Origin of the sequence: Hylemonella gracilis ATCC 19624 (assembly GCF_000211835.1) — a bacterium.
Classification (GTDB): Bacteria; Pseudomonadota; Gammaproteobacteria; order Burkholderiales; family Burkholderiaceae_C; genus Hylemonella; species Hylemonella gracilis.
In genome coordinates, this window is sequence record NZ_AEGR01000029.1 from 110,399 (window position 1) to 136,185 (window position 25,787).

Sequence of the window (25,787 nt, forward strand, 5' to 3'; positions counted from 1 at the left end):
CCTGGTCAAGAAAATGCCTTGTTTGCACGCATGCCCGCCCATCCATCACCATGCCCCCGGTTGACCAGCACCTGATTGAGCGGCCGCTGGCCAGCGAGACGCTGTTTCGGGGCAATTTCCTCGATGCCCGCCGCGATACCGTGGCCCTGCCGGATGGCGGAACCGCCACCCGCGAGTACGTCGTTCACCCCGGTGCCGTGGTCATCGTGCCCCTGTTGGACGATGGCCGTGTGGTCATTGAGCGGCAGTTCCGTTACCCCGTGGACCGCGTGATGATCGAATTTCCCGCCGGCAAGCTGGACGCTGGCGAGGATCCCCTGGTCTGCGCCCGGCGCGAATTGCTGGAGGAAACCGGTTATACCGCTCGCGAATGGGCCAAGGCGGGGCAGATGCATCTGGCGATTGCCTATTCCACCGAAGTGCTGCACATTTACTTCGCGCGTGGCTTGCGGCAAGGCGAACGCAAGCTCGACGAGGGCGAATTCCTCGACGTGTCCACCGCCACCCCCGCCCAGCTGCTGGATTGGAGTCGCAGCGGCGAACTCACCGACGCCAAGAGTCTGAGTTGCTTGCTCTGGCTGCAAAACGTGCTGTCGGGGGCCTGGGGCCTCGATTGGCAAGCCTTTCCTGGCAACGCCCCCACGCCGGCAGGATGAACGGGAACGCTGGAGAATCCCGTTCATGAAAGTCCTCAACTTGCGCTGTGGCGCGAACCATGCCTTCGAGGGCTGGTTCGCCTCGGAGGAGGACTACGCCAGTCAAACCGAGCGCGGCCTGCTCGCATGCCCGGTCTGCGGTGACCACGCCGTGCACAAATTGCCGAGCGCTCCCCGCCTCAACCTCGGTGCCAAGCCGACGGCAGCGGCCGATGACAGCCCGGCGCGTGCCGACACCGAAGGCAAAGACGCCACGAACAAGGGCGAAGTCAGCAGCGCGGACCCCTTACAGGCCATGCAGGCCATGCAGGCGGCGTATTTGCAGTTTGCCCGTCACGTGGCCCAGCACACCGAGGACGTGGGTGAACGCTTCGCCGAGGAGGCGCGCAAGATCCACTATGGGGAAAGCGAGGAGCGGGGCATACGCGGCAAGACCTCGCCCAAGGAAGCCGAGGCCTTGCTGGAGGAGGGCATCAGCGTGATGCCCTTGTTCCTGCCCGAGGGCATCGAAGGCCCGCTGCAGTGAGCAGCGCAGCCCTCGCTCAGAACAGCAGCGTGGGATTGTTCCGCCACACCGACCAGGTGAGGGCCGAGGCAAAACCCACCCAGGCCAGATAGGGCAGCAAGAGCAGTCCCGCCAAGCGGTGGATGCGCCAGAACAGGGTCATCGTTCCCGCGACCAGCGCGAGCAGCAGCAGCGCGTCCAAGAAGGCCCAGGCGCCCAGGTGCCAGACGAAAAACAGCCATGACCAGAGCGCGTTGACGATCAGCTGCGCGACGAACATGCCCAGTGCAAGGCCCAGCCGCGCGGCGCCTCGTTCCCGCCAGGCCAGCCAGGCGGCCACTCCCATCATCAGGTAAAGCACGGTCCAGACTGGCCCGAACGCCGAGGCGGGCGGCGCCCATTCGGGGCGCAGCAACTGGCGGTAGAAACTGCCGGCTTCGACCGAGGCGACCGCGCCCACGGCCGCCGTCGTGAAGGCCAGCGCCAGCCAAGCCATCAGGCCAAGAACTTGTGCGGGGAGTGAGCGTCGTGGCATGGATCTTTGAGTTGGGTGTCGCATGGAGGTGAAGCTTCCAAGGCTGGCGAGGTTCTAGGATTTGAATTGCAACGCCGCCAACCGCGCATACAGCCCGCCCGCTGCCGTCAGTTCCGCGTGCGTGCCTTGCTCGACGATGCGGCCTTGGTCGATCACCACGATGCGATCGGCTTTTTGCACGGTGGCGAGACGGTGGGCGATGACCAGGGTGGTGCGGTCGCGCATGGCGGATTCCAGCGCGGCTTGCACCATGCGCTCGCTCTCGGCGTCCAATGCGCTGGTCGCTTCATCCAGCAGCAGCAAGGGCGCGTTCTTGAGCATGGCGCGAGCGATGGCGATGCGCTGGCGCTGCCCTCCCGACAGGCGCACACCGCGCTCACCCAGGAAGGTGTCATAACCCTCGGGTAGGGCGCGGATGAAGTCGTCCGCGTGCGCCGCGTGCGCGGCGGCATGCACGTCCGCATCGCTCGCATCGGGGCGGCCGTAGCGGATGTTTTCGAGCGCGCTGGTCGAGAAGATCACCGGCTCCTGCGGCACCAGCGCCATGCGGTCGCGCAATGCTCGCAGGTTTGCGCTCGTGAGGGGTGTGCCGTCCAGCATGACACGGCCGGCCTGCGGGTCGTAGAAACGCAGCAGCAGTTGCAGCACCGTGCTCTTGCCCGCGCCGCTGGGGCCGACCAGGGCCACGGTCTCGCCAGGGCGGACTTCCAGCGTGAAGTCTCGCAAGGCCGCTTGCATGGGGCGTGAGGGGTAATGAAAGGTCACGGCTTCGAAACGCACGTGACTGGGGCCATCGGTCGGGGGCAAGGGCTGGGCTTGCGCGGGTGAGCGGATGGGGGAGCGCAGGTTCAGCAGTTCCATGAGTCGCTCGGTCGCACCCGCCGCGCGCAGCAGCTCACCATACACCTCGCCCAGCACGGCGAAGGAACTGGCCAGCATGATCACGAAGACCACGGTCTGGCCCAGGTGCCCGGCGCTGATCTGCCCGGCCAGCACGGCCTGGGTGCCCTGGTACAGACCCCAGAGCAGAGCGGCCGAGGTGGCGATGATGATGAAGCCCATGAGCGTGGCGCGCGCCCGGACCCGCCGGCGGGCGGTCATGAAGGCGTTTTCGGTGGCGTCTGCGAAGCGGCGGGTTTCACGCGCCTCGGCGGTGTAGCCTTGAACCACGGGGATCGCATTCAGCACCTCGCCCGCGATGGCGCTGGAATCGGCCACGCGGTCCTGGCTGGCGCGTGACAGTCGCCGCACGCGGCGGCCAAACCAGACGCTGGGCAGCACCACCAGCACCAGCACGCCCAGCACCTGGGTCATGATCCACGGATTGGTCCAGATCAGCATGGCCAGCGCACCCAGGCCGGTCACGGCGCTGCGCAGGCCCATCGAGAAAGACGAGCCCACCACGGTTTGCACCAGGGTCGTGTCAGCGGTCAGGCGCGAGAGCACCTCACCGGTCTGCGTGGTTTCGAAGAACTCGGGACTTTGCCGCAGCACGTGGGCATAAATGCCGTTGCGCAGGTCGGCGGTGACGCGCTCACCCAACCAGCTCATCAGGTAGAAACGCACGGCGGAGAACAGGCCCAGGGCCGCTGCCACGCCAAACAGCAGGGCGAAATGCTCGCGCAAGGCCAGCAATTGTTCGCCGCGGCCTTGCGCCGAGGCGGGGGAGCTCAGGCCTTGGTCAATCAGCGCACGCAGGGCGAGGGGAAAAGCCAGCGTGGCGGCCGCGGCCAAGGCGAGGAAGACCAGGGCCAACACGATGCGACCCCGGTAGGGCCGCAGAAATGGCCCGAGCCCACTCAAGGACTGAGGGCGAGCGCGCGGCGGCTCAGAAGAGGAGGGGGTGGCGGAGGGCGGGGGCGTTGCGGTGTCGGGCATGGCGGCAGAGCATAGCCGCCTGGCGTGAAATGTGTTGCGGGTAGACGTTGTGTCCGTGGCCGCGCACGGTTACGCGCGGGCTTGGCAGGTGCTTCGCGGCCACCGTGCCGCTTGTGTTGCCCCCGGCAGGGGCACCATCCGCCGATAGACCCCCACGCGCGGTCGGGAACGGCGTGCTCAGCGCTTGGCCAACACCTCGCGCAGCTTGTCCGCGAGTTCGTCGATGTCGAACTTGGTGATGTAGGCGTCCGCCCCCGCGCTCTTGGCCTGAATCTCGCTCGCGCTGCCCGTGAGCGAGGAGTGGATCACGACGGGGATGTCACTGAACTGCGGGTTCGATTTCACCAGACGCGTCAGATTGAAACCGTCCAGTTCAGGCATTTCCAGGTCGGTCAGCAGCAGGGCGACTTTGTCCTTGGCGCGTTTGCCTTCCCGAGCCGCCTGGGCGGCCAAGACTTGCAGCTGTTCCCAGGCTTCCTTGCCGTTGTGGGTCATGACGCAGGGAACGCCCAGCGCCTCCATGCCCTTTTGGATCAGCTCGCAGGCCATGACGGAGTCGTCGGCGGCCAGCATCACCACGCCCGGCGGCAAGGCGATGCGGCCGCCCGTGGGCTGGTCAAACTTGGCGTGCTCAGGCTGGACGTCGTGCAGGATGCGCTCCACGTCGATGACCTGGGCCAGGCGGGAGTTTTCGGCATCGCCATCGACCCTTGCGATGCTGGTGACGAACTGACCGCCGCGCCCGGCCGCGGTCAGCACATGCTTCCAGTCCACCTGCACGATTTCGGTCACCTCCTCCACCGCGAAGCCCTGGGTGGTGCGCGCGAACTCGGTCACCAGCAGGATGCGGTCTTCCTTCTGCGGTTTGCAGCCCGTGAGCGCGGGCAGGTCAATCACCGAGATGATCTGCCCGCGGATGTTCGCCACACCCAGCACATGGGGCGGCGCGCTCACCATCTTGGTCAGCGCGGGCATGGTCATGATCTCGCGCACCTTGAAGATGTTGATGCCAAACAGCTCGCGTCGATCGCTGTCCGCGGCTTCTCCGAGGCGAAAGAGCAGCAGTTCGAAACGGTTGTTGCTCGACTGGCCCTGGTGTTGGCTTGGGTTCAAGGAGCCAGCAGATGCTGCGGGGGAGCTCATGGGAGTGTCCTTTGCGGTTTGTTCTTGGCCTAGGAGCCTCGACGAGGCACCAGCCTAATACAACGGCAAGAGTTTAAGCAAGTTCAGAGCGGATAAATTGACACATCTGCATCAGAAACGGTGCGAAGGCGTCACTGCTTGCGCCTAAACCACTGTCCGAATCCGCGCAAGCCACGGCGTGAACGGCCAAACACCCGATCGGGGCATCGGTGCACAGGGCTGCGCGGTTCGTGTGCTTGATGCACCATCGACGCTGTTGGATTCTTGTCCCGCTCTTCAACCCGTTTTGACCATCCATACACCATGACCGCTGCTCTTTTTTCTCCCTTGCAAGTGGGCGCCTTGACCGTGCCCAACCGTGTCTTCATGGCGCCCCTGACCCGCGCCCGGGCCGGCGAGGCCCATCTGCCCAACGCCCTGATGGCCGAGCACTACGCTCAGCGTGCCAGCGGCGGCCTGCTGATCGCCGAGGCCACCATGGCCCTGGACGGCAACTCGGCCTTCTGGAAGGAGCCGGGCGTGCATTCCCAGGCCCAGGTCGAAGGCTGGCGGCTGGTGACTGACGCCGTCCACAAGGCGGGCGGGCGCATCTTCCTGCAAATCTGGCATGGTGGCCGCGCCTGCCACCCCGATCTGAATGGCGGTGCTCAGCCCGTGGCGCCCAGCGCGATTCCCATCACCAGCGACATGGTGCACACCCCCAAGGGCAAGGTGGCCTACGCCACCCCGCGCGCGCTGCGTGATGATGAACTGCCTGGCATCGTGGAGGGATTCCGCCAGGCTGCCCGGAACGCCAAGACGGCGGGCTTTGACGGCGTGGAAGTGCATGGCGCCAACGGCTACCTGTTGGATGAGTTCCTGCGCGATGGTTCCAACCAGCGCACGGGCCCCTACGGCGGCTCGCGCGAGAACCGCGCCCGTCTCCTGTTCGAAGTGCTCGAGGCCACCATCGGCGTGTGGGGAGCCGACCGCGTGGGCCTGCGCCTGTCGCCCCTCAACAGCTTCAACAGCATGAAGGACAGCGACCCCGTGGGCCTCACAACCTGGCTGGCCGGAGAGTTGAACCGCTTCGGCCTGGCCTACCTGCACCTGATGCGGGGTGATTTCAAGGGCCTGCAAAAGGGCGACCTGATGACCCCGGCGCGTGCTGCCTACAAGGGCGTGCTGATCGGCAACATGGGTTACAGCGGAGCGGAAGCCGCCCAGGCCATCGCCGAGGGCAAGCTCGACGCCGTGGCCTTCGGCACCGCCTACTTGGCCAACCCCGACCTGCCCGAGCGCCTGCGGGCTGGTGCTCCCCTCAACGCACCCCATCCCGCCACCTTCTACACCGAGGGCCCGGCGGGCTACACCGACTACCCGCGCTGGGACGGTGTGAGCCGGGCCGTCTGAAGGCGCTCACATGGCCGTGTAAGCCTTCTTGGCCTGCACGGCCTTCACGATGTAGCCGCGCGTCTCCTCGTAAGGCAGTTTCAGACGCAGGGCGTTGTAGACCGCGTCCGCGCGCATGGCATTGATGCGGTCGATGGCCTCGTCCTGCCGGGCCTTGCCAGCCTTCTCGCTGAAGGCACGGTACACATTGCCGGTGCCCGTGTTGTAGGCGGCGATCGCGCAGTATTCACGCGCGAGCGGGTCCCGGATGTCGTTCAAGGGGCTGTCATGGAGCAGCAGGCCGAGGTAGGTGGTGCCCAGCTCGATGTTGTTCTCGGGCACGAAGAGAAACTCCTTGCTGGGCGCCAAGTCCTCCCCGCGTGCCTTGCGGTAGGCGTCTCGACCGCCGCTGGAGGGCACGAGCTGCATCATCCCGTAAGCGGGCGCGCTGGAGACGGCGTAGGGGTTGAACGCGCTCTCGATGCGGATGATGGCGTAGATCAGGCTGCGGTTGACTTCGTTCTTCTCCGAATGCTTGCGCACGACGCTGGCGTAGCGCAGCGCGCGCTGGTCGATGCTCGCGTTGACCATCTTCATCTGCACGTAGTGGACGGTCTTGGGCTTGCCATTGACATCAATCTGGCGCTGTTGGACGCTGCGGGTGCTCAGCCAATCGGCATAGGCTTCGGCTTCGCGGCGCGTGTCGATGACCGCGTTGTTCTGGTTGACCACCAAGCCCTGCAGATAAGGCGTGCCACTCAACACCACTTCCTTGTCGGAGAACAGGTCCACCGCGCCCGGATCACTGGGCGTGAGCAGGGCCACGACGCTGGCGCGCCGGAGTTTGTCGCGCACCTGGGGATCGTCCAGATGCTCGATCAGGAGGGTGCCTGCGTCGTAGTCGACCACCACGCGGCTTTTGTAGTCGTCCGTGTACTTGACGTAGCGCGTGCGACTGGGCAGCGTGTTCGATTCGCGCTCACCCCATTGCTTGCCGCTGTTCTTGCGCAAGGCCTCCATGAGCTTGTTGTACTCGGCTTGCGCGCGCTTGATGTCGGCCACCAGCAGTTCGGGGTTCGTCTTGTAGGCCTCGACCCGGTTTTCCGCCAGGGTCTGAAGCGCCGCCTTGGGGTCCTTGGCCATGGCGATGTTGAGTGCCTGCTGGGTGCTGCACCCCGAGAGGGCCAAGGTCACGCCCGCGGAGCCGGCCGCGCCCAGCAGCAGGCGACGGTGCCTGTTCATGCCGTTCTTCCTTCCATCGAGGGGTGGGATGGGCCGCGCGTCGCGACGAACTGTGTCGCCAACTCCAGCACGCGGGCTTGCGCATCCGGTGCATCGCAGGCCACCGCATGGCGCACGAGGCCATCTTGGGCCAGGCCGCGCAGCCAAGTGATCTGGCGCTTGGCCAGTTGGCGCGTGGCGGTGATGCCGCGTTCGCGCAGCTCGTCCAGCGGCGTCGCGGAGGCAGGCTTGCGCGGCCTGACCTGGGCCTGCCCGTGCGCGCCGTCGGTGTCTCGCGCGGCCCTCGCCTCATGGCTTAGCTGGGCGTCCAGGAATTCCCAAGCCTGACGGTAGCCCACGCAGCGCATGGAAGGCAGGTCGGGGTGCAGGTCCCCGCGCGCGCGCAAGGCCCGCACCTCGTCGAGCAAACCGGCTTGCAGCATGGTGTCGAAGCGTTGCGCGATGCGTTCGTGCAGCCAGGCCCGGTCTCGCGGTTCCAGCGCGATCAAGGTGATGGCCGTCGCGGGGGACGACGTGTCAGGTGGTGCGGGGCTCTCCGTGCGCGTGTGGAAACTCGACAAGGGGCGCCCCGTCAGACGCTGCACCTCCAGCGCGCGCTGAATGCGCTGCGTGTCACCCGGTGGCAGGCGCGCCGCGGTCACCGGGTCCACGCGACTCAGCTCCGCGTGCAAGGCGTTCCAACCCCGCGTCCGGGCTTCGGCCTCCAGAGCGGCGCGCACCGTGGCATCGGCCGGGGGCAGGTCGTCCAGGCCTTGCAGCAGGGCCTTGAAATACAGCATGGTGCCGCCGACCAGCAGGGGCAGATGGCCGCGCGCGTGGATGTCATGGATCAGCCGTGTCGCGTCGCGGACGAACTCCGCAGCGCTGTAGGCCTGCGAGGGGTCGAGGATGTCGATCAGGTGGTGCGGCGCCAGCGCCTGCTCCGCCGCGTCAGGTTTGGCCGTGCCGATGTCCATGCCGCGATACACCAACGCCGAATCCACGCTGACGATTTCCACGGGGCAGGTGTCTGCCAGGGCCTGTGCGATGGCCAGCGCGGCCGCTGTCTTGCCGCTGGCGGTCGGGCCGGCGATGGCCAGCGTGGCCGGCAGCGGGCTGCCCAAGTCGGTGCTGCGGAGCGGTGGCGAGTAAGGGCTGCGGGCGGACATCGCCGCAAGGCTAGCAGATCAGCGGGTTCGCCCGGAGTCCGAAGCGGTGCTTGGATTCAGCGGCTGGCTTGACGCGGCGAATGGAGCGTGCCGGAGTTGCTCACGGCGGCGCCCAGACCGAACAGCTCCGCCAGCGCCTCGCGGTAATACGGCCGACCGATGGTGTTGGTGTTGTGGTGGGTGCCGCCTTCGACCAGCACGAAGCGCTTCGGGCCGGTCGCGGCGTCGAACAACTGACGTCCGAGCGCGGGCGGGATTGTGCTGTCCTCGCTGCCATGCACCACCAGCAGGGGCGAGCCGATGTGGCCGACACGCTGGATGGCTTCCATCTTCTGGGTGATCAGCGCGCGGTCCAAGGGCCAGAACAGCAGCCAGCCCCATTTGTAGCTGCTCACCACGTCGGGGATGGAGGTGAAGGTGCCCTCGACGAGGGTGCCTCGCTCGTCGGGCACCTCGGCCGCCAGGTGGATGGCGATGGCGCCCCCGAGTGAGTGGCCGAAGATGTAGCGCGGCCGATCCGGGTACTGGCGCGCCAGCCAGTCCCAGGCGGCACGCGCGTCCTCGTAGGCGCTCGCCTCGGACGGCAGGGCGGCCGTGCTTTTGCCAAAACCCCGGTAGTCGATCGCCAGCACCGAGAACCCCAGTTCTTGCATGTGACGCGCGCGCAGGGCCGAGCCCACCACGTTGTAGCGCGCGCCATGCAAGTAGAGCAACACGGGGGCTTCGTCGGGCTTGAGATGGCGTCGCGACAGATCGGGGTGGGCCAGCCAGAGTCCGTGCAGGCGGGCGGGTCGAGGCGTCCCGGCGTCATCGTCATGCTCCCGCGCCATGAAGTCGATCCAGACCTCGCTCATCCCTTCCGCGGCGCTTTCGCCACCCCACCAACTGCGGTCGGAAGGCTGGAAGATCCAGCCGCGTTGCTTTTCGTCGAGCGTGCCGCAGCCCGCGAGCAGCCCGAGAAACGTCAACAGCAGGAGCAGGGGCAGCAGGGGAATGAGCCAGAGTCGCCGGTTTTTCATGGAGGCCGATGATGCATTGCCGGATGAGGAGCCTGCTGCCGTGGGGGCATCCGCTCAGCGTCCGCGCAGGAAGAGCGCGTCCAGGTCCTTGAGCGTGACCTGGCGCCAAGTCGGGCGACCATGGTTGCACTGGTCCGAGCGCTCGGTGCGCTCCATGTCGCGCAGCAGCGCGTTCATTTCCGCCAGGGTGAGCTGGCGGTGGGCGCGCACCGCACCGTGGCAGGCCATGGTGCCCAGGATCTCGTTGCGGGCGCGCTCGATCACCCGCGCGCCTTCGCCGTGGGGCAACTCGGCCAGCTCGGCCAGCACGCCGCGAGCCAACTCGACCGGGTCGCCCTGGGCCAGGGTGCTGGGCACGGCCCGCACCGCCAAGGTCTTGGGCGACAGGGCACTGACTTCCATGCCCAGGCTGTTCAGCGTGTCCGCGTGGGCCTCGGCCGTGGCCACTTCCTGGGGCGTGGCGGCGAAAGGCGCCGGGATCAGCAGGGGCTGGCTGGTCAGGGTGTGCAAGTCCAGCTGCTGCTTCAGCCGTTCGTAGACGATGCGCTCGTGCGCGGCGTGCATGTCGACGATGACCAAGCCCTGCGCGTTCTCGGCCAAGATGTAGACGCCCTGCAACTGCGCCAGGGCCTTGCCCAGGGGCCAGTCCGATCCGTCCGAGCCTTCTTGCGTGGAGCTGTCTCGCATCACCGCGGATGCCTGGGCGTCCGCGCCGATCGTACCGCCCGTGCTGTACACGTCGTTCGTCATCGCCTGTGCGTCGCCGATTGGCGTGGTGCGAACCGTGGACGGTTGCCAGAGCGCGGCCAGGTCCTGAATCGGGTGGCCACGGGGGGCGTCCGCACGCGCACCGCTCCAAGGAGCCCCGTAACTCCGGGGCGCGGCTTCGCGTGCCTCGGTGTCGGAGGCGTCGAAGCGCATGGCGGGTTGTGTCCAGGCCGGTGCGGGGGGCGACAGCGTCGCGCTCAGTTGCGCGTAGGCGGGAGCAATGTCCCCACTCACGGCGGCCTGCGCGCGCGGCGCGGCGAGTGCATCCTCCAGCGCATGGCGCACCGCCTGGTGCACCTCGCGGCTGTCGCGAAAGCGCACCTCGATCTTGGTGGGGTGCACGTTCACGTCCACCCGGGTTGGGTCGATCTCGATGTGCAGGGCGTAGACCGGCTGTCGCTGGCCGTGCAGCACGTCTTCGTAGGCACTGCGGGCCGCGTGGGTCAACACCTTGTCGCGCACATAACGGCCGTTGACGTAGCTGAACTGCTGGTCGGCGCGGCTGCGCGCGGTGTCGGGCACGCCGGCCCGACCGCGCACGCGGATCGCCCTGCCGCTGGCGTCGCGGCCCCGGTAGTCCACGGCGACGGAGGCGGTGATGAAGTCCGCGCCCAGGACGTCGGCCAGCCGTTGGTCGAAGGCCCGGCTGCCTGCGGCCTCGTCAGCGTCATCTGACGTCACCGTTCCATCCTTCCCGCAGGCGCGCCATTGCTCGACCAGCTTGCCCTCGTGCCAGATCGCGAAGCCGACTTCGGGCCGTGCCAGCGCGTGGCGCCGCACGGCGTCGATGCAGTGGGCCAGCTCAGTGGCGTCCGTCTTGAGGAATTTGCGGCGTGCGGGCGTGCTGAAAAACAGTTCCTTCACCTCGACCGTGGTGCCGGGCCCGCGCGCCGCCGGCTGGATCTCGCCCGTGCGGCCATCGAGCATGAATGCAGTGGCTTGATCCGCCGAGCGCGAGAGCAGGGTGAGTTCGGCGACCGAATTGATGGCCGCCAAGGCCTCGCCCCGAAACCCCATGGTGGCGACCGATTCCAGTTCTTGCAGGCTGGCGATCTTGCTGGTGGCGTGGCGCTTCAGAGCAATCGCCAGTTCACCGGGCGGGATGCCTCCGCCGTCGTCCTCGACCGTGATCAGGCGCACACCCCCGGCCAGCAGGCGCACGGTGATCTGGTTCGCGCCCGCGTCCAGCGCGTTGTCCACCAGCTCGCGCACCACCGAGGCCGGTCGCTCCACGACCTCGCCCGCGGCGATCTGGCTGATGAGCTCATCGGGCAGTTCGCGGATGGGGCGTCGGGGTGGGGCGGAAAGGGGGGCGTTCACCAGCGGAATTGTAGGGCGATGGGCGCGGGCAGAAGGTGCAGGTGACTGGGCAAGTGCACTCAGTGCTTGCGCTGCTCGCGTTCGAAGGCGGCGGCCACGAAGTCGATCAAGGCCTGGATGCGCACGGAGGATTTGTGCCGCTGCGCGTAGACCGCGTAGATGTCGGCGTCCGGGGTGGTCCAAGGCCGCAGCAATTGAACCAGGCGCCCGCTGCGCAGGTAGCGGGCCACATCCCATTCGGCGCGCAGCAGGATGCCCCGGCCATCCAGCGCCCAGTTGACGGCGATCTCGCCGTCGTTGGTGGTGAGGTTGCCCCGGATCTTTACCTGCTTGCCACCACCGCTGGGGGTCTTGCTTGCCTTGGGGCTGCTGAAACGCCAGACGCCATAGGCTTCGTCACCTTGGCGAATGCCGATGCAGTTGTGCCGAACCAGGTCTTCTGGTGCGCGCGGCTCGCCGTGTTTGCGCAGATACGCGGGTGAGGCGACGACGATGCGTCGGTTCGGCGCGATCAGTCGAGCGATGACGCGGGAGTCGGGCGGGTGTCCGAAGCGGAAGCAGACGTCGCAGGCGTCGTCCGTGATCGGGGGTGGGTTCACGGAGAGCTGCAGCTGGATGTCCACTTTGGGATTGCGTTCCACGAATGCGGAGATCAGGGGAGCGATGCGGATGCGGCCGAAGCCCAGCGTCGCGTTCACGCGCAGCAGCCCCTGCGGTTCGCTCTTCGCGCCCCTGAGCTGGTGCTCCAGATCGTCGATGTCGCCCAAGATGCGGCGCGCATGCTCCAGATACACCTCGCCCTCGGGGGTGAGGCTCATCCGTCGGGTGGTCCGATTGATCAGGGTGAGGCCCAGGCGTGCCTCCATCTGAGCCAGATGCTTGCTCACGGCGGGTGTGGTGACGCCCAGTTCGCGGGCTGCGCCGCTCAGGCTGCCCGCCAGCACGAGCGTGGAAAAGAAGCTCAGATCAGCGGGATGAACACTTTGGGGCATCGATGGATTGTTGAATATTAGTTATCAAATATTTTACTTTCGCGGTTAATTTTTATTTCCAGCGGTTCTAGAGTTCGAGCCAGCCCAAAGCCTGTGAACGGCTGGCTTCATAAAAAACCCGAGGAGATACCCATGTTGAAGTGTTTTTTCAGAGGACTGGTCGCCGTTCAACTGGCTGCCGCGTCCTTCCTGGTCGCTGCACAAGGCTGGCCCGCCAAGACCGTGACCATCGTCGTCCCCTTTCCCCCGGGCGGGACCACGGATGTGCTGGCCCGTGCCGTGGCGAACAAGTTGTCCCCCGTGCTCGGACAACCGGTGATCGTGGACAACAAGCCGGGTGCTGGCGCCACGCTGGGCGCGTCCTTGGTGGCCAAGGCCCCCGCCGATGGCTACACCCTGCTCATGGGCGCGGTCCATCACACGATCGCTCAAAGCGTGTTCAGGAAGTTGCCCTATGACTTCCAGAAGGATTTCGCCCCCATCACCACCGTGGCGATCGTCCCCAATGTCCTGGTGGTGAATGCGCAGAACCCCGCCGCCAACGTGCAGGATTTGGTGACCATCGCCAAGAGTGCCGCGAACAAGCTTTCTTACGGCTCCAATGGCAATGGCACCGCGCAACACATGATCGGCACCCAGTTCCAGCAGATCACGGGCGCGCAAATCCTGCATGTGCCCTACAAGGGCAGCGCGCCTCTGACCACCGATCTGATCAGCGGTCAAGTCGACATGTCCTTCGACACGGTCACGCCGGTCCTGCCCTTCATCAAGGAAGGCCGCCTGCGTCCACTGGCCGTGACCACGGCCAAGCGTTCCTCGGCCTTGCCCGACGTGCCCACCTTGCAGGAGGCCGGGGTGCCCGGCATCGCCATCGGCACCTGGTTCGGCCTGCTGGCCCCGGCGGGTACTCCCGCGCGTGTGGTGACGCGACTCAACGGCGAGCTGGTCAAGATCATTCAGTCGCCCGATTTCAAGAAGCAGATGTTCGACATCGGCGCCGAGCCGGTGGGCGACAAGCCCGAGGAGATGGCGCGTCAGATCAAGGAAGAAACCGCGAAGTTCGCCAGCCTGATCAAGGCCGCGAACATCACGCTGGATTGAATTTTTTTGCCCAATGCAGGAGTCTCTCGTGAACAAAGAAGCAGCGGTCGCTGACCTGACCCATCTCATGGCCAGATTCACGGCCTACATCGGCAAGCGCCTGCCGGTGGACGTGACGCACAAGCTGGGTGAGCTGCGCGCGCAGGAAGTGAATTTCCTGGCGAAGGAGGTCTATGAGTCCATGCGGGCGAATCAGGAAGCCGCTGACAAGCTGGACCGTCCGAGTTGCCAGGACACGGGCGTGATCCAGTACTTCCTCACCGCCGGCGCGCGCTTTCCGCTGCTGGGTGAGTTGGAGGACATCCTGCGCAACGCTACCTTGGGTGCCACCCGCGATGGCCCGCTGCGCCACAACGCGGTCGAGACCTTCGAGGAAAAGAACACGGGCACCAACACGGGCTCCAAGATTCCCTGGCTGGACTGGGACATCGTGCCCGACGACGACACGGTCACCATCGACGTCTACATGGCCGGTGGCGGCTGCACCCTGCCGGGCGCGGCCAAGGTGCTGATGCCGGGGCAGGGTTACGAGGGCGTGGCGGAGTTTGTGTTCGACGTCATCACCTCGCGCGGCGTCAACGCCTGCCCTCCGCTGCTGGTGGGTGTGGGGGTGTCGACCTCGGCCGAGACTGCCGCGCGCCTGTCGAAAAAGGCCATCCTGCGCCCCGTGACTTCGCGCAATGCCAATGACAACGCGGCCCTGATGGAAGAACTGCTGGCCGAGGGCCTCAACGAACTGGGTCTGGGTCCCCAGGGCCTGACCGGCAACGCTAGCGTGATGGGCGTGAACATCGAATCGTCGGCGCGCCATCCGTCCACCATCGGCGTCGCGGTGTCCACGGGCTGCTGGGCCCATCGCCGCGGCAAGATCAAGATCAAGTCCGACATCTCTTACGAAGTCATCTCGCACCAAGGATTCAAGCTGTGAAGAAAATCCTGACCACGCCCATCAAGGACGAGGACCTGGAGTCGCTCACTATTGGCGACGTCGTTTACCTGACAGGCACTCTGGTGACCTGCCGCGACGTGGCGCACCGCCGCCTCATCGAACTGGGCCGCGAACTCCCCGTCGATCTCAAGGGCGGTGCCATCTTCCATGCGGGTCCCATCGTGCGCGACAAGGGCAATGGCGAGTATGAAATGGTGTCCATCGGCCCGACGACCAGCATGCGCATGGAGAAATTCGAGAAGGAGTTCATCCGGCAGACCGGCGTGAAGCTGATTGTCGGCAAGGGCGGCATGGGGCCGGAGACCCAGGAAGGCTGCGCCGAGAACAAGGCCGTGCACGCGATTTTTCCCGGCGGCTGCGCGGTGCTCGCGGCGACCAAGGTGGAGAAGATCGAGGCGGCCGAGTGGAAAGACCTGGGCATGCCCGAGACACTGTGGGTCAACCGCGTGCGGGAGTTCGGTCCCCTGATCATTTCGATCGACACCCAGGGACGCAATCTGATCGAGGAAAACAAGAAGGTGTTCAACGAGAAGAAGAAACCGATCCTAGAGCGCATCAATGCGCAGGTGCGCTTCATCAAGTGAGCTCCAGGCGTGGGTTAAATCCCCACGCCACATCGGGATGCCGTTGCATCGCCGGGGATAATCCCAGGCATGGAATTCCTCTCTTTTCTGATCGACTTCATCCTGCATGTCGACCAGCATCTCCAAGCCTTTGTTCAAGCCTACGGTGTCTGGGTCTACGCCCTGCTGTTCTTGATCGTGTTTGTCGAGACGGGCGTGGTCGTCATGCCCTTTTTGCCGGGGGACTCCCTGCTGTTCGTGGTGGGGGCCCTGGCGGGCGCCGGCCTGATGAGCTACCCGGTCGCCGTCGCCGTGCTGCTGGCCGCGGCGATTCTGGGGGACCAGTGCAATTACACGATCGGTCGCTGGGTGGGGCCGCGGGTTTTCCAATGGGAGAACTCGCGCTTCTTCAACCGGCAAGCGTTCGAACGCGCGCATGCTTTCTACGAGAAGTACGGCGGCATCACCATCGTGGTGGCGCGTTTCATGCCTTTTCTGCGCACCTTTGTGCCCTTTGTCGCCGGCGTGGCGGAGATGAGCCGCATCAAGTTCACCCTCTACAACATCCTGGGCGCGGTGATCTGGGTGTTGGGTATTTGCACGGCCGGGTATTTCCTGGGCAGCTTGCCCTGGGTGAAGCAGAACCTGGAATTCATCATCTGGGGGATGATCCTGCTGCCAGGGGTGATCGTGCTCATCGGGGCCTGGCGCGCGCGCCAGCGTGCCGTGGCGACATGAGGTCTCTTGCACGCGCTCAGGTCATTCCATGATTTGATACGAACGTTACGGCAGTGGATGAATGTCCAGCTTGCGGATCAGGCTGTGCTGCGTGAATATCCGTCCATGCCGAGCAAGAAATCGCTCCCCCTCGAAGACAACACGGTCCCCGTCACGTCTTGCATGAAAGCCGTGCCGGAGGCCGAAGAGCAATTCGTGGGGCAGGTCATCAAGCGACCGGGCGGTTACTACTGGAGCTTGGCCGACGCAGAGGGCAAGGAAGGTCGGGAGTACGGTCCCTACGAGACTTTCGCGGAAGCCCAGGCCGACATGGAAGCCGCGGCCGACCTCGATGCGCCAGAGCCTGGCGAAAGCCTGGAAGAGGCTGAGAGCGAACTGGGCATCGCCGATTGGATTGACCCGGAAACCGGCGAGCCGGCCGAAGGGCAGTCTCGCCCCCACCTCGACGACTGAAGCCCGAGGCCTTTGCATCCCCGACGGGGTGCTTCAAAGGCTGCGCGTCCTCGCCAGGGGCGGGTTCTTCGCGAAATAGCCCTCGATGCCCTTCATCAGCGCATCGGCGAGTTGGGCCTGGTAGCTCGCGCTGTTGAGCCGGGCTTCCTCGGTCGGGTTGCTGATGAAGGCCGCTTCCACCAGCACGCTCGGGATGTCCGGCGCCTTCAGCACCGCGAAGCCGGCCTGCTCCACCTGCGGCTTGTGCAGCTTGCCCACGCGGCCGATCTCCTGCAGCATCGCGCCGCCCAGCTGCAGGCTGTCGCGGATTTGCGCGCTGGTGCTCATGTCCAGCAACGCACGCTGCACTTGGACGTCCTGCGTCTCGATGTTGACCCCGCCGATCAAGTCCGCCTTGTTCTCCTTGGCGGCCATCCAGCGCGCCGCGCTGCTCGAGGCGCCGCCGTGGCTGAGCGCGAACACGCTCGCGCCCTGGGGGCGCGGCGTGTAAAAGGCATCGGCGTGGATGCTCACGAACAGGTCGGCCTTGACCTGGCGCGCCTTGTTGACGCGCACGTGCAGGGGGACGAAGAAGTCTCCATCGCGCGTGAGGAAGGCCCGAAGGGTGTGGCCATTGACCTGGGCGGCGTTGATGCGGTCGCGCAACTGGCGCGCCAGGCGCAGCACCACATCCTTTTCGCGCGTGCCGCGCCGACCAATCGCACCAGGGTCTTCGCCTCCGTGACCCGGATCGAGCGCGATGATGATGAGCCGATTGGTGCCGCTGGTGCTCTCGCGCACCAGCTCCGGCGGAATGCTGCCCGGCTGCGCGGGTGACGTGGCATTGGTGCTCTGCGCGTCCGGCGAGGGCACCTTGCCCTGTTTGGCCATCAGTTCGGCCAGCGGGTCGATGACCTCGGGCACCGCATGCCCGGTGCCCACGGTGCCCTTGCCGCCGGTGGGGCCGTTGACCACCGGAGGCAGCTTCTGGTCGGCTTCCTGGGTTTGACGCAACTGCTCGGCGATCAGGGCGGTCAGCGGGTCGGTGCTGACCTTGGGGTACAGGTCGAACACCAGGCGGTGCTGGTAGGGCTCGATGGGCTTGAGCGCGAAGACCTGGGGCTCGATCGCCTGTTTCAGGTCAATCACCAGTCGCACCACGCTCTTCGTGTATTGGCCGACACGGATGCCGGCGATGTTCGGGTCATCGGCCTGCACCTTGGCCACCAGCTCGCGCAGGGTGGGGTTGAGCGTCAGGTTGTCGATGTCCACCGCCAAGCGCGGCGGCTGGCTGATGAAGGTTTGCTTGGCGTGCAGGGGCGCATCCGACTCCAGCGTGACGCGGGAATAGTCTTGGGCGGGCCAGACGCGCACGGCCACGATGGATGGGGCATTGCGCGTGATGGCGCTGTGCGCCAGCTCGGAACGGCCGAGCAGCAGGACCACGGCACCGGCATGGAGGAGCTCGCGTCGCTGCGTCATGCGGGGGTCTCGATGTTGGCCATGCCACGCAGCAGCGTGGCGCCGGTGGCGCTGCGCGCGGTCAGCGTGGCTTGGCGGGCCGTGCTTTCTGAACCGGCCCCATCTTGGCTGGGGTCGGGCAGAGGGGCCAAGGTGATCTCGAGGTCGGGCGGGGGCAAGAGGCCACCGGCCTGCTCAGGCCACTCCGCCAATTTCAGTCCAGGGCTGGCGTACAGATCTCGCAGGCCCGCGTCTTCCCACTCGTTCGGGTCCTTGAAGCGGTAGAAGTCGAAGTGCCAGATGGGCAGCGCGGGCTGGGTCGCGGTGGCGGGTGCCTCGTGGGGTTCCACCACGGCGTAGGTGGGGCTCTTGATGCGACCCGTGACACCGAGGGCGCGAAGCAAGTGGCGCACGAACGTGGTCTTGCCCGCGCCCAGGTTGCCATGTAACTCGACGATGGCGCCGCGCGCCGCGAGGGATGCGGCCGGCAAGGCCGCGTAAGCCGTCGCGAGCGTGGATGCGAGGGCCTGCGTGGCGGCCTCGTCACGCAAGAAGCGGTTTTCTACAATGGGTGCGTGCAGGTCAACAGTCACATCGACAAGGGGCAATTCATCTCGCAAGTCCGGGTTTGGGCTCGTGAGCTTGGATTTTCGCAAATTGGCGTGCACAACGTGGATTTATCTTCGGCCGAGCCGGGATTAAAGGACTGGTTGTCGCATGGCTTCCACGGCGAGATGGCCTACATGGCCGCCCATGGCATGAAGCGCGCGCGGCCCGCCGAACTCGTTCCGGGGACGGTCAGCGTGATCACCGCGCGCATGGACTACCTGCCCCGCAATACCCCGCAGGGCTGGCAGGCCGCCGAGCTGGCCCGCGTTCAATCTCCGGCCTCGCCAGGCGAGGGCGTCATTTCGATTTATGCGCGTGGCCGGGACTACCACAAGGTGCTGCGGTCCCGCCTGCAGAAGCTGGCCGAGCGCATGGCGCTGTACCTGCGGGAGCAGTCGGCCGCGTCCGGCAGCGCTGAGGACCTGCGCGGCGTGGCCGGCGGGGCGGACCAGGACGCGTCGGAGGCTTTCCAGTACCGCGTCTTCACCGACTCCGCTCCGGTGCTGGAGGCCGAGTTGGCGGCGCGCAGCGGTTTGGGCTGGCGTGGCAAGCACACCCTGGTGCTGAACCGCGAAGCGGGGTCCATGTTCTTCCTGGGTGAAATTTTCCTCAACGTGGACTTGCCGCCGACCGAGCCCCTCAGTCCTCACTGCGGCAGCTGCAGTGCCTGCATCGCCGCCTGCCCCACGCAGGCCATCCTGGGGCCGGGCCGCCTGGACGCACGGCGCTGCATTTCCTACCTCACCATCGAGCACCCTGGGGCGATCCCGGAAGACCTGCGGCCCCTGATGGGGCAGCGCATTTACGGCTGCGACGACTGTCAATTGGTCTGTCCCTGGAACAAGTACGCGCAGCGCAGCACCTTGCCGGATTTCGATGTCCGCGAGGGCATGGCGGGGGGCGAACTGCTGACCTTGCTGGCCTGGGATGAGGCGGAATTCCTGCACCGCACCGAGGGCAGCGCCATCCGGCGCATCGGTCACGAGCGCTGGCAGCGCAACATCCTCGTGGCCTTGGGCAATGCCTTGCGCAGTGGCTTGCTCGGTGCCACCGATTCGGCTGTGGTTCGTTCGGCGCTGCAGCGTTACGCAGACCCCACGGCGGAGGTGTCAGCCTTGTTGCGGGAGCATGCGTGCTGGGCTCTGGCGCTGCCCGTGTCCGGGGGGCAGGCGCGGGCCTGAGGTGTTTTAATCCGGCGATATGGCGCGTGCCGTGGCCTGAGCCCTAGGCCGGCCAGGTCGGCAAAGACAAACGAGGAGCAAGCGGCGATGAGCGGAACCGGTTACTACACCCACGGCGACTGCCGAAAGCATGAGATGGGGCCGGACCATCCCGAGTGCCCGCAGCGCCTGGACGCGATCGAGGACCGGCTGATCGCCAGTGGCTTGGACGTCGCCCTCACCCGCGTGGAAGCGCCGCTGGCCTCGCTCGACGAGCTTGAGCTGGCGCACGAGCGCATGCACATCGCCGCGCTGCGCGGCCTGAGCGCGACCTTGGCCGACGACGAGGCCGCGGGCGGTCCGCGCTACGCCGTGATCGATCCCGACACCTCCATGAACACCGCCACCTGGGACGCCATCCTGCGCAGCGCGGGTGCGGCCATGGCGGCGACCGACGCGGTGATCGCGGGTGAGTTCCAGAACGCCTTTTGCGCCGTGCGCCCGCCGGGCCACCATGCGATGCGCGACAAAGCCATGGGCTTTTGTTTCATCAACAACGTCGCCGTGGCCGCGAAGTACGCGCTGGAGCGCCACCGCCTCAAGCGGGTGGCCATCGTGGACTTCGACGTGCACCATGGCAATGGCACCGAGGACATCATCGCGGGCGACAAGCGCATTCTGATGGCCAGCTTCTTCCAACATCCCTACTATCCGCACAGCGGGGAGCCGCCGAGCGCGGACAATATGATCAACATCCCCGTGCCGGCCTACACCAAGGGCATGGAAATCCGAGAGTTGGTCGAGACTTACTGGATGCCTCGACTGGAGACGCATCGGCCCGAGATGATCTTCATCAGCGCGGGCTTTGACTCGCACCGCGAGGACGAGATGGGTCAGCTCGGACTGGTCGAGGCCGATTACGCCTGGATCACGGAGCGCTTGATGGACGTGGCCCGCCGCCATGGCAAGGGACGCATCGTGTCCTGCCTGGAAGGCGGCTACAACCTCAGCGCCCTCGGCCGCAGCGTGGAAGCCCATGTGCGCGTGTTGGCGGATGTGTAATGGACGGATATGGAAATCACTGAACTGCGCAATCTGTTGAAAGAGTGGGACGAAGCCGTCGTCTGGATCGAGGCCCTGGTGTTGCTGGCCTGCCTGGGCCTGGCCTGGGGCGTGACCCGGTACGCGGGGTACCGCGTGGGGCGTGGGAACGTGCCGAGCAACTCCGAGCACAAGCCAGAGTCGCACCGTTTCGAGTCGGTGTGGTTTGGCCAGCACACCATCGATGGCCTGCTGTTTCCCTTGCTGACCTTGCTGCTGATCTACGCGGCACGGCACGGCGTGGCGCTCTACCAGCCCGTGCTGCTGCTCAAGGTGGCCTTGCCCATCTTCGTGTCGCTGGCGGTGATCCGCCTGTTCGTGCGCGTGCTGCGGGCGTCCTTCCCGGAGTCGGCCTCGGTGAAGTTCATCGAGCAGTCCGTGTCCTGGCTGGCCTGGGCCGGCGCCGTGCTGTGGATCACGGGCTTGCTGCCCGCGGTTCAGGCCGAAATGGAGGACATCACCTTCGCCTTCGGACAGACGCGCATCAGCCTGCGCACCATTTTCGAAGGTGCCATTTCCTCGTCGGTGATGCTGGTGGTGGTGCTGTGGATTTCCGCCACCCTGGAGAAGCGCATCCTGCGCGGCGGGGTGGGCGATCTGTCCATGCGCAAGATCGCGGCCAACGCGATCCGCGCTGGCCTGCTGTTCATCGGCCTGCTGTTTGCCTTGTCCGCCGTGGGGGTGGACCTGACAGCGCTCTCGGTGCTGGGCGGCGCCTTGGGGGTCGGTTTGGGTTTTGGCCTGCAGAAACTGGCGGCCAACTACGTCAGCGGTTTCGTGATCCTGCTGGAACGTTCCCTGCGCATCGGCGACATGGTGCGGGTGGATGGCTTCGAGGGCGTGGTCACCGATATCAAGACACGGTACACCCTGATCCGCGCGCTCAATGGCCGCGAAACCGTCGTGCCCAATGAACTCTTCATCACCCAGCGCGTGGAGAACCTGTCGCCGGGCACCTACGTATCGCTGACCCTGAACATCTCGGTTGGGTATGACAGCGACACAGCGCAGGTGATGCAAATTCTGGTGGATGCCGCATTGAACCAGCCGCGCGTGCGTCGCAATCCCGTGCCCGTGGCCACCCTGGACAACTTTGGGGCCGATGGTTTGGATTTTTCGCTCACATTCGCGATCGACGATCCGGAACTGGGCCACGGCGCCCTGCGTTCCGCCATCAATCTGGGCATCCTGGAGGGCTTGCGTGCGGCGAAGATTGACATTCCCTACCCGCAGCGTGTGGTGCATTGGCGGGGCGAAACCCCTTCGCATCCCACACGGACCGATGGCGGGGGCAAAAGCTCCGTTTAGAATGCGGCCTCACAGAAATCGCACGGTCGTTCTATTTTCTTAATTTTGCAGGAGAGCGCGCATGAAAGTCCTCGTCCCCGTCAAACGCGTGGTGGACTACAACGTCAAGGTCCGCGTCAAGGCGGATAGCACCGGTGTGGACATCGCCAACGTCAAGATGAGCATGAACCCCTTTGACGAAATCGCCGTCGAGGAGGCTGTGCGCCTGAAGGAAAAAGGCGTCGCGACCGAGGTGATTGCAGTCTCCTGCGGTGTCACCCAGTGCCAGGAAACCCTGCGCACGGCCATGGCGATTGGCGCCGACCGCGCCATCCTGGTCGAGACGAGCGAGGAGCTGCAGCCCCTGGCCGTGGCCAAGCTGCTCAAGGCCCTGGTGGACAAGGAACAGCCCGGGCTCGTGATCCTGGGCAAGCAGGCCATCGACGACGACGCCAACCAGACCGGTCAGATGCTGGCCGCCCTGGCCGATTTGCCGCAGGCCACCTTCGCCTCCAAGGTGGAAGTGGCCGATGGCAAGGCCAAGGTGACCCGCGAAGTGGACGGTGGCCTGGAGACGCTTTCGATCACTTTGCCCGCCATCATCACGACCGATCTGCGCCTGAACGAGCCGCGTTACGTGACGCTGCCCAACATCATGAAGGCCAAGAAGAAGCAGCTCGACACGCTCAAGCCCGAAGACCTCGGCGTGGACGTGAAGCCGCGCCTCAAGACCCTCAAGGTCAGCGAGCCGCCCAAGCGCGGCGCCGGCGTGAAGGTGCCCGATGTGGCCACCCTGGTGGCCAAGCTGAAGAATGAAGCGAAGGTGATTTAACACCCCTGAGGCGCTGCGCGCCTTCCCCTCAAGGGGACGCTCCCGTGGCCTGGCCCAGCCGGTTCCTCGGGAGCCCTGAAAGGGAAACCAGATACGTCAAGGATCAAAAAATGACTTCTCTCGTGATTGCCGAACACGACCATGCGTCCATCAAGGGCGCGACCCTCAACACCGTGACTGCCGCCGCGCAACTGGGCGGGGACGTGCATGTGCTGGTGGCGGGCCACAACGCCAAGGCCGCCGCCGAAGCCGCCGCCAAGATCGCGGGCGTGGCCAAGGTCATTCACGCCGATGCGGCGGGTCTGGAACATGGCCTGGCCGAGAACGTGGCCGCCCAGGTCCTGGCGCTCGTTCAAGGTGGGGCCGGCAACTACAGCCACATCCTCTTCCCGGCCACGGCCTCGGGCAAGAACGTGGCGCCGCGCGTGGCGGCCAAGCTGGACGTGGCCCAGATCAGCGACATCACCAAGGTGGTGAGCGCCGACACCTTCGAGCGACCCATCTACGCGGGCAACGCCATCGCCACCGTGCAGAGCGCGGACAAGGTGAAGGTGCTCACCGTGCGCACGACGGGTTTTGACCCGGCGCCGGCCACCGGCGGCTCGGCCGCGGTGGAAAGCGCTGCAGCGGCTGCGGACAGCGGCAAGAGCAGCTTCGTGGGCTCGGAAATCGCCAAGAACGACCGCCCCGACCTGACCGCCGCCAAGATCATCGTGTCCGGCGGACGCGCCCTGGGTTCGAGCGAGAAGTTCAACGAAGTGATGACCCCGCTGGCCGACAAGCTGGGCGCCGCCATCGGCGCCTCGCGCGCGGCGGTGGACGCGGGCTACGCGCCCAACGATCTGCAAGTGGGCCAGACTGGCAAGATCGTCGCGCCCCAGCTCTACATCGCGGCCGGCATCAGCGGCGCCATCCAGCACTTGGCCGGCATGAAGGACTCCAAGGTGATCGTGGCGATCAACAAGGACCCCGAGGCCCCGATCTTCAGCGTGGCCGATTACGGCCTGGAAGCCGATCTGTTCGTGGCCGTGCCCGAACTGGTGAAGGCGCTCTGATCGAGTGCACACGGGGCGTCACGTCGCCGTGACGCCCCTTTTTTGTTTCCGGAGACAAAGACCATGAGCTACAAGGCGCCCCTGAAAGACATGCTGTTCAATCTGCGTCACCTGGCGCGGATCGACGAGATCGCCAGCCTGCCCGGCTTCGAAGACGCGGGTTTCGAGACGGCCCAGGCCGTGCTGGAAGAAGCCGCCAAGTTCAATGAGCAGGTTGTTGCCCCGCTGAACCGCGCGGGCGATGTCCAGCCTTCGAGTTGGAAGGACGGCACCGTTACCACCACGCCGGGCTTCAAGGATGCCTTCCGCCAATTTGCCCAGGGCGGTTGGCAGGGCCTGCAACACCCGGTGGACTTTGGCGGCCAGGGCCTGCCCAAGGCCATTGGTGCGGCCTGCATTGAGATGGTCAACAGCGCCAACCTGAGCTTCGCGCTGTGCCCCTTGCTGACCGACGGCGCCATTGAAGCCCTGCTGACCGCGGGTTCGGACGAACTCAAGGCGATCTACCTGGAAAAGCTGGTCAGCGGCGAGTGGACCGGCACCATGAACCTGACCGAGCCACAGGCCGGCTCTGACCTGGCCCTGGTACGCAGCCGTGCCGAACCGCAGCCCGATGGCAGTTACAAGGTCTACGGCACCAAGATCTTCATCACCTATGGCGAGCACGACATGGCGGACAACATCGCCCACCTGGTGCTGGCACGCGTGACGGGGGCGCCCGAGGGCATCAAGGGCATCAGCCTCTTCCTGGTGCCCAAGTTCTTGGTGAACCCGGATGGTTCCCTCGGCAAGCGCAATGACGTGCAGTGCGTGAGCATCGAGCACAAGATGGGCATCAAGGCGTCGCCGACCGCCGTGCTGCAGTACGGCGACGGCATGGTGGCGAGCATCGCGAGCAGCACCGGGCCCGGTGCCGTGGGCTACCTCGTGGGCCAGGAGAACCGCGGTCTCGAGTACATGTTCATCATGATGAACGCGGCCCGCTACGCCGTGGGTGTGCAGGGCATCGCCGTGGCCGAGCGCGCCTACCAGCAGGCCGTGGCCTACGCCAAGGACCGCGTGCAAAGCCGTCCGGTGGATGGCAGCATCAAGGCCAGTGCGGCCATCATCCACCACCCGGACGTGCGGCGCATGCTGATGACCTCGCGCGCACTCATCGAGGGCTGCCGTGCCATGGCCAGCGTGGCCGCTGCCGCTTACGACGCCGCGCACCACCACACGGACGCCGAGGCGCGCAAGCAGAACCAGACCTTCTACGAATTCCTCGTGCCCCTGGTCAAGGGTTACAGCACGGAGATGAGCCTCGAAGTGACGTCGCTCGGCGTGCAGGTGCACGGCGGCATGGGCTTCATCGAAGAGACCGGCGCGGCCCAGCACTACCGCGACGCCAAGATCCTGACCATCTACGAAGGCACGACCGCCATCCAGGCCAATGACCTCGTGGGCCGCAAGACCCTGCGCGATGGCGGTCAGACCGCCAAGGCGATTGCCGCGCAGGTCGAGGCCACCGAGGCCGAGCTCAAGCGCCAGGGCGGCGTGGACGCGCTGGCCGTCGCCCGGCACCTGGCTGCCGCGCGCGCGGCCTTCGTGGACGTGGTGGACTTCCTCGTGGCTCAGCAAGACCCGAACGCCGTCTATGCGGGCAGCGTGCCCTACTTGATGCTGGCGGGCAACCTGATGGCAGGCTGGCAACTTGCCCGTGCCCTGCTGGCCGCCCAGGCGAATCTGTCAGAAGACGCGGCCTTCATGCAAGCCAAGATCACGACGGCACGCTTCTACGCCGAGCACATCCTGACGCGCACGGCTGGCCAGCGCGCTGCCATCGTCGAAGGCGCGGCCAGCGTGACCGCGCTGCCCTTGGAAGCCTTCTGAGGCAGATTCGTCTCAGAGCCACGAACAACATCCACGGAGACGCTCCGCCC

The 25,787-nt window shown here is 65.9% G+C and carries 24 protein-coding genes; 14 read left to right on the top strand and 10 right to left on the bottom strand.

The features are described from left to right. Positions 1-50: 50 nt before the first annotated feature. Both HGR_RS02540 and HGR_RS02545 read left to right on the top strand, forming a co-directional pair. Positions 51-656 carry an NUDIX domain-containing protein gene (locus HGR_RS02540; protein WP_006296504.1) on the top strand — a complete coding sequence of 202 codons (606 nt, stop codon included), beginning with the start codon at positions 51-53 and terminating at the stop codon, positions 654-656. 25 nt (positions 657-681) lie between these two features. Beyond that, positions 682-1,182: a DUF1178 family protein gene (locus tag HGR_RS02545; RefSeq protein ID WP_006296505.1), complete on the top strand. Its 501-nt coding sequence runs from the start codon at positions 682-684 to the stop codon at positions 1,180-1,182. A 16-nt stretch (positions 1,183-1,198) separates the two neighbouring features. On the opposite strand, the gene HGR_RS02550 is transcribed toward HGR_RS02545, so the two are convergent. The 3 genes from HGR_RS02550 to HGR_RS02560 all read right to left on the bottom strand — a co-directional run bounded on the left by HGR_RS02550 (position 1,199) and on the right by HGR_RS02560 (position 4,717). Next, a complete protein-coding gene (locus HGR_RS02550; protein ID WP_039852084.1) occupies positions 1,199-1,696 on the bottom strand; it encodes a TspO/MBR family protein in 498 nt (165 codons plus the stop codon). Positions 1,697-1,750: 54 nt separating this feature from the next. Then, on the bottom strand, positions 1,751-3,574 hold the full coding sequence (locus HGR_RS02555; RefSeq protein ID WP_039852085.1) for an ABC transporter transmembrane domain-containing protein: 1,824 nt from the start codon (positions 3,572-3,574) through the stop codon (positions 1,751-1,753). A gap of 177 nt (positions 3,575-3,751) precedes the next feature. After that, a complete protein-coding gene (locus tag HGR_RS02560; protein ID WP_006296508.1) occupies positions 3,752-4,717 on the bottom strand; it encodes a chemotaxis protein in 966 nt (321 codons plus the stop codon). A gap of 303 nt (positions 4,718-5,020) precedes the next feature. Between HGR_RS02560 and HGR_RS02565 the strand changes: the two genes are divergently transcribed. Then, positions 5,021-6,109 carry an alkene reductase gene (locus tag HGR_RS02565; RefSeq protein ID WP_039852087.1) on the top strand — a complete coding sequence of 363 codons (1,089 nt, stop codon included), beginning with the start codon at positions 5,021-5,023 and terminating at the stop codon, positions 6,107-6,109. Positions 6,110-6,115: 6 nt separating this feature from the next. Here HGR_RS02565 and HGR_RS02570 read toward each other — a convergent pair whose 3' ends face one another. Genes HGR_RS02570 through HGR_RS02590 form a run of 5 tightly spaced genes read right to left on the bottom strand, consistent with a single transcriptional unit; the run spans position 6,116 to position 12,577 of the window. Then, positions 6,116-7,330 carry a murein transglycosylase domain-containing protein gene (locus tag HGR_RS02570; protein ID WP_006296510.1) on the bottom strand — a complete coding sequence of 405 codons (1,215 nt, stop codon included), beginning with the start codon at positions 7,328-7,330 and terminating at the stop codon, positions 6,116-6,118. Further along, positions 7,327-8,478 carry a tRNA (adenosine(37)-N6)-dimethylallyltransferase MiaA gene (gene miaA, locus HGR_RS02575; protein ID WP_006296511.1) on the bottom strand — a complete coding sequence of 384 codons (1,152 nt, stop codon included), beginning with the start codon at positions 8,476-8,478 and terminating at the stop codon, positions 7,327-7,329. Before miaA ends, HGR_RS02570 begins: the two co-directional genes overlap by 4 nt. A gap of 56 nt (positions 8,479-8,534) precedes the next feature. Continuing rightward, complete coding sequence (locus tag HGR_RS02580; protein WP_006296512.1) at positions 8,535-9,497, bottom strand: alpha/beta hydrolase; 963 nt, start codon at positions 9,495-9,497, stop codon at positions 8,535-8,537. Positions 9,498-9,551: 54 nt separating this feature from the next. Next, the gene (mutL, locus tag HGR_RS02585; protein ID WP_006296514.1) at positions 9,552-11,585 is read right to left on the bottom strand and encodes a DNA mismatch repair endonuclease MutL; all 2,034 of its coding nucleotides are present in this window, start codon (positions 11,583-11,585) and stop codon (positions 9,552-9,554) included. Positions 11,586-11,644: 59 nt separating this feature from the next. Continuing rightward, positions 11,645-12,577 carry a LysR family transcriptional regulator gene (locus HGR_RS02590; protein ID WP_006296515.1) on the bottom strand — a complete coding sequence of 311 codons (933 nt, stop codon included), beginning with the start codon at positions 12,575-12,577 and terminating at the stop codon, positions 11,645-11,647. Positions 12,578-12,709: 132 nt separating this feature from the next. Between HGR_RS02590 and HGR_RS02595 the strand changes: the two genes are divergently transcribed. From HGR_RS02595 to HGR_RS02615, 5 genes are all read left to right on the top strand, one after another. Continuing rightward, the gene (locus HGR_RS02595; RefSeq protein WP_006296516.1) at positions 12,710-13,678 is read left to right on the top strand and encodes a Bug family tripartite tricarboxylate transporter substrate binding protein; all 969 of its coding nucleotides are present in this window, start codon (positions 12,710-12,712) and stop codon (positions 13,676-13,678) included. A gap of 28 nt (positions 13,679-13,706) precedes the next feature. Further along, the gene (ttdA, locus tag HGR_RS02600) at positions 13,707-14,606 is read left to right on the top strand and encodes a L(+)-tartrate dehydratase subunit alpha (RefSeq protein ID WP_193365399.1); all 900 of its coding nucleotides are present in this window, start codon (positions 13,707-13,709) and stop codon (positions 14,604-14,606) included. Then, a complete protein-coding gene (gene ttdB, locus HGR_RS02605) occupies positions 14,603-15,211 on the top strand; it encodes a L(+)-tartrate dehydratase subunit beta (RefSeq protein WP_006296518.1) in 609 nt (202 codons plus the stop codon). The genes ttdA and ttdB overlap by 4 nt, the downstream gene beginning before the upstream one ends. Positions 15,212-15,280: 69 nt before the next feature. Continuing rightward, positions 15,281-15,928 carry a DedA family protein gene (locus HGR_RS02610; protein ID WP_006296519.1) on the top strand — a complete coding sequence of 216 codons (648 nt, stop codon included), beginning with the start codon at positions 15,281-15,283 and terminating at the stop codon, positions 15,926-15,928. A 162-nt stretch (positions 15,929-16,090) separates the two neighbouring features. Further along, complete coding sequence (locus tag HGR_RS02615) at positions 16,091-16,381, top strand: hypothetical protein (RefSeq protein WP_039852135.1); 291 nt, start codon at positions 16,091-16,093, stop codon at positions 16,379-16,381. 33 nt (positions 16,382-16,414) lie between these two features. On the opposite strand, the gene HGR_RS02620 is transcribed toward HGR_RS02615, so the two are convergent. Together HGR_RS02620 and tsaE are read right to left on the bottom strand one after the other, a co-directional pair. Next, the gene (locus HGR_RS02620; RefSeq protein WP_006296521.1) at positions 16,415-17,842 is read right to left on the bottom strand and encodes an N-acetylmuramoyl-L-alanine amidase; all 1,428 of its coding nucleotides are present in this window, start codon (positions 17,840-17,842) and stop codon (positions 16,415-16,417) included. Then, positions 17,839-18,414, bottom strand: coding sequence for a tRNA (adenosine(37)-N6)-threonylcarbamoyltransferase complex ATPase subunit type 1 TsaE (gene tsaE / locus HGR_RS02625; protein ID WP_138922366.1), 576 nt, complete (start codon positions 18,412-18,414; stop codon positions 17,839-17,841). Before tsaE ends, HGR_RS02620 begins: the two co-directional genes overlap by 4 nt. On the opposite strand from tsaE, the gene queG reads away from it, so the two are divergent. The 6 genes from queG (at position 18,397) to HGR_RS02655 (ending at position 25,737) form a co-directional block, all read left to right on the top strand. Beyond that, positions 18,397-19,611 carry a tRNA epoxyqueuosine(34) reductase QueG gene (gene queG, locus HGR_RS02630; protein ID WP_081463417.1) on the top strand — a complete coding sequence of 405 codons (1,215 nt, stop codon included), beginning with the start codon at positions 18,397-18,399 and terminating at the stop codon, positions 19,609-19,611. The genes tsaE and queG overlap by 18 nt on opposite strands. 87 nt (positions 19,612-19,698) lie before the next feature. Beyond that, entirely contained in the window at positions 19,699-20,652 is a 954-nt protein-coding gene (locus HGR_RS02635) for a histone deacetylase family protein (protein ID WP_006296524.1), read from the top strand. Positions 20,653-20,661: 9 nt separating this feature from the next. Further along, positions 20,662-21,999: a mechanosensitive ion channel family protein gene (locus HGR_RS02640; protein WP_006296525.1), complete on the top strand. Its 1,338-nt coding sequence runs from the start codon at positions 20,662-20,664 to the stop codon at positions 21,997-21,999. Positions 22,000-22,060: 61 nt separating this feature from the next. After that, on the top strand, positions 22,061-22,810 hold the full coding sequence (locus tag HGR_RS02645; RefSeq protein WP_006296526.1) for an electron transfer flavoprotein subunit beta/FixA family protein: 750 nt from the start codon (positions 22,061-22,063) through the stop codon (positions 22,808-22,810). A 110-nt stretch (positions 22,811-22,920) separates the two neighbouring features. After that, a complete protein-coding gene (locus tag HGR_RS02650; RefSeq protein ID WP_006296527.1) occupies positions 22,921-23,865 on the top strand; it encodes an electron transfer flavoprotein subunit alpha/FixB family protein in 945 nt (314 codons plus the stop codon). Between the two features lie 63 nt (positions 23,866-23,928). Then, positions 23,929-25,737: an acyl-CoA dehydrogenase gene (locus HGR_RS02655; protein ID WP_006296528.1), complete on the top strand. Its 1,809-nt coding sequence runs from the start codon at positions 23,929-23,931 to the stop codon at positions 25,735-25,737. The last annotated feature ends 50 nt before the right edge of the window (positions 25,738-25,787 follow it).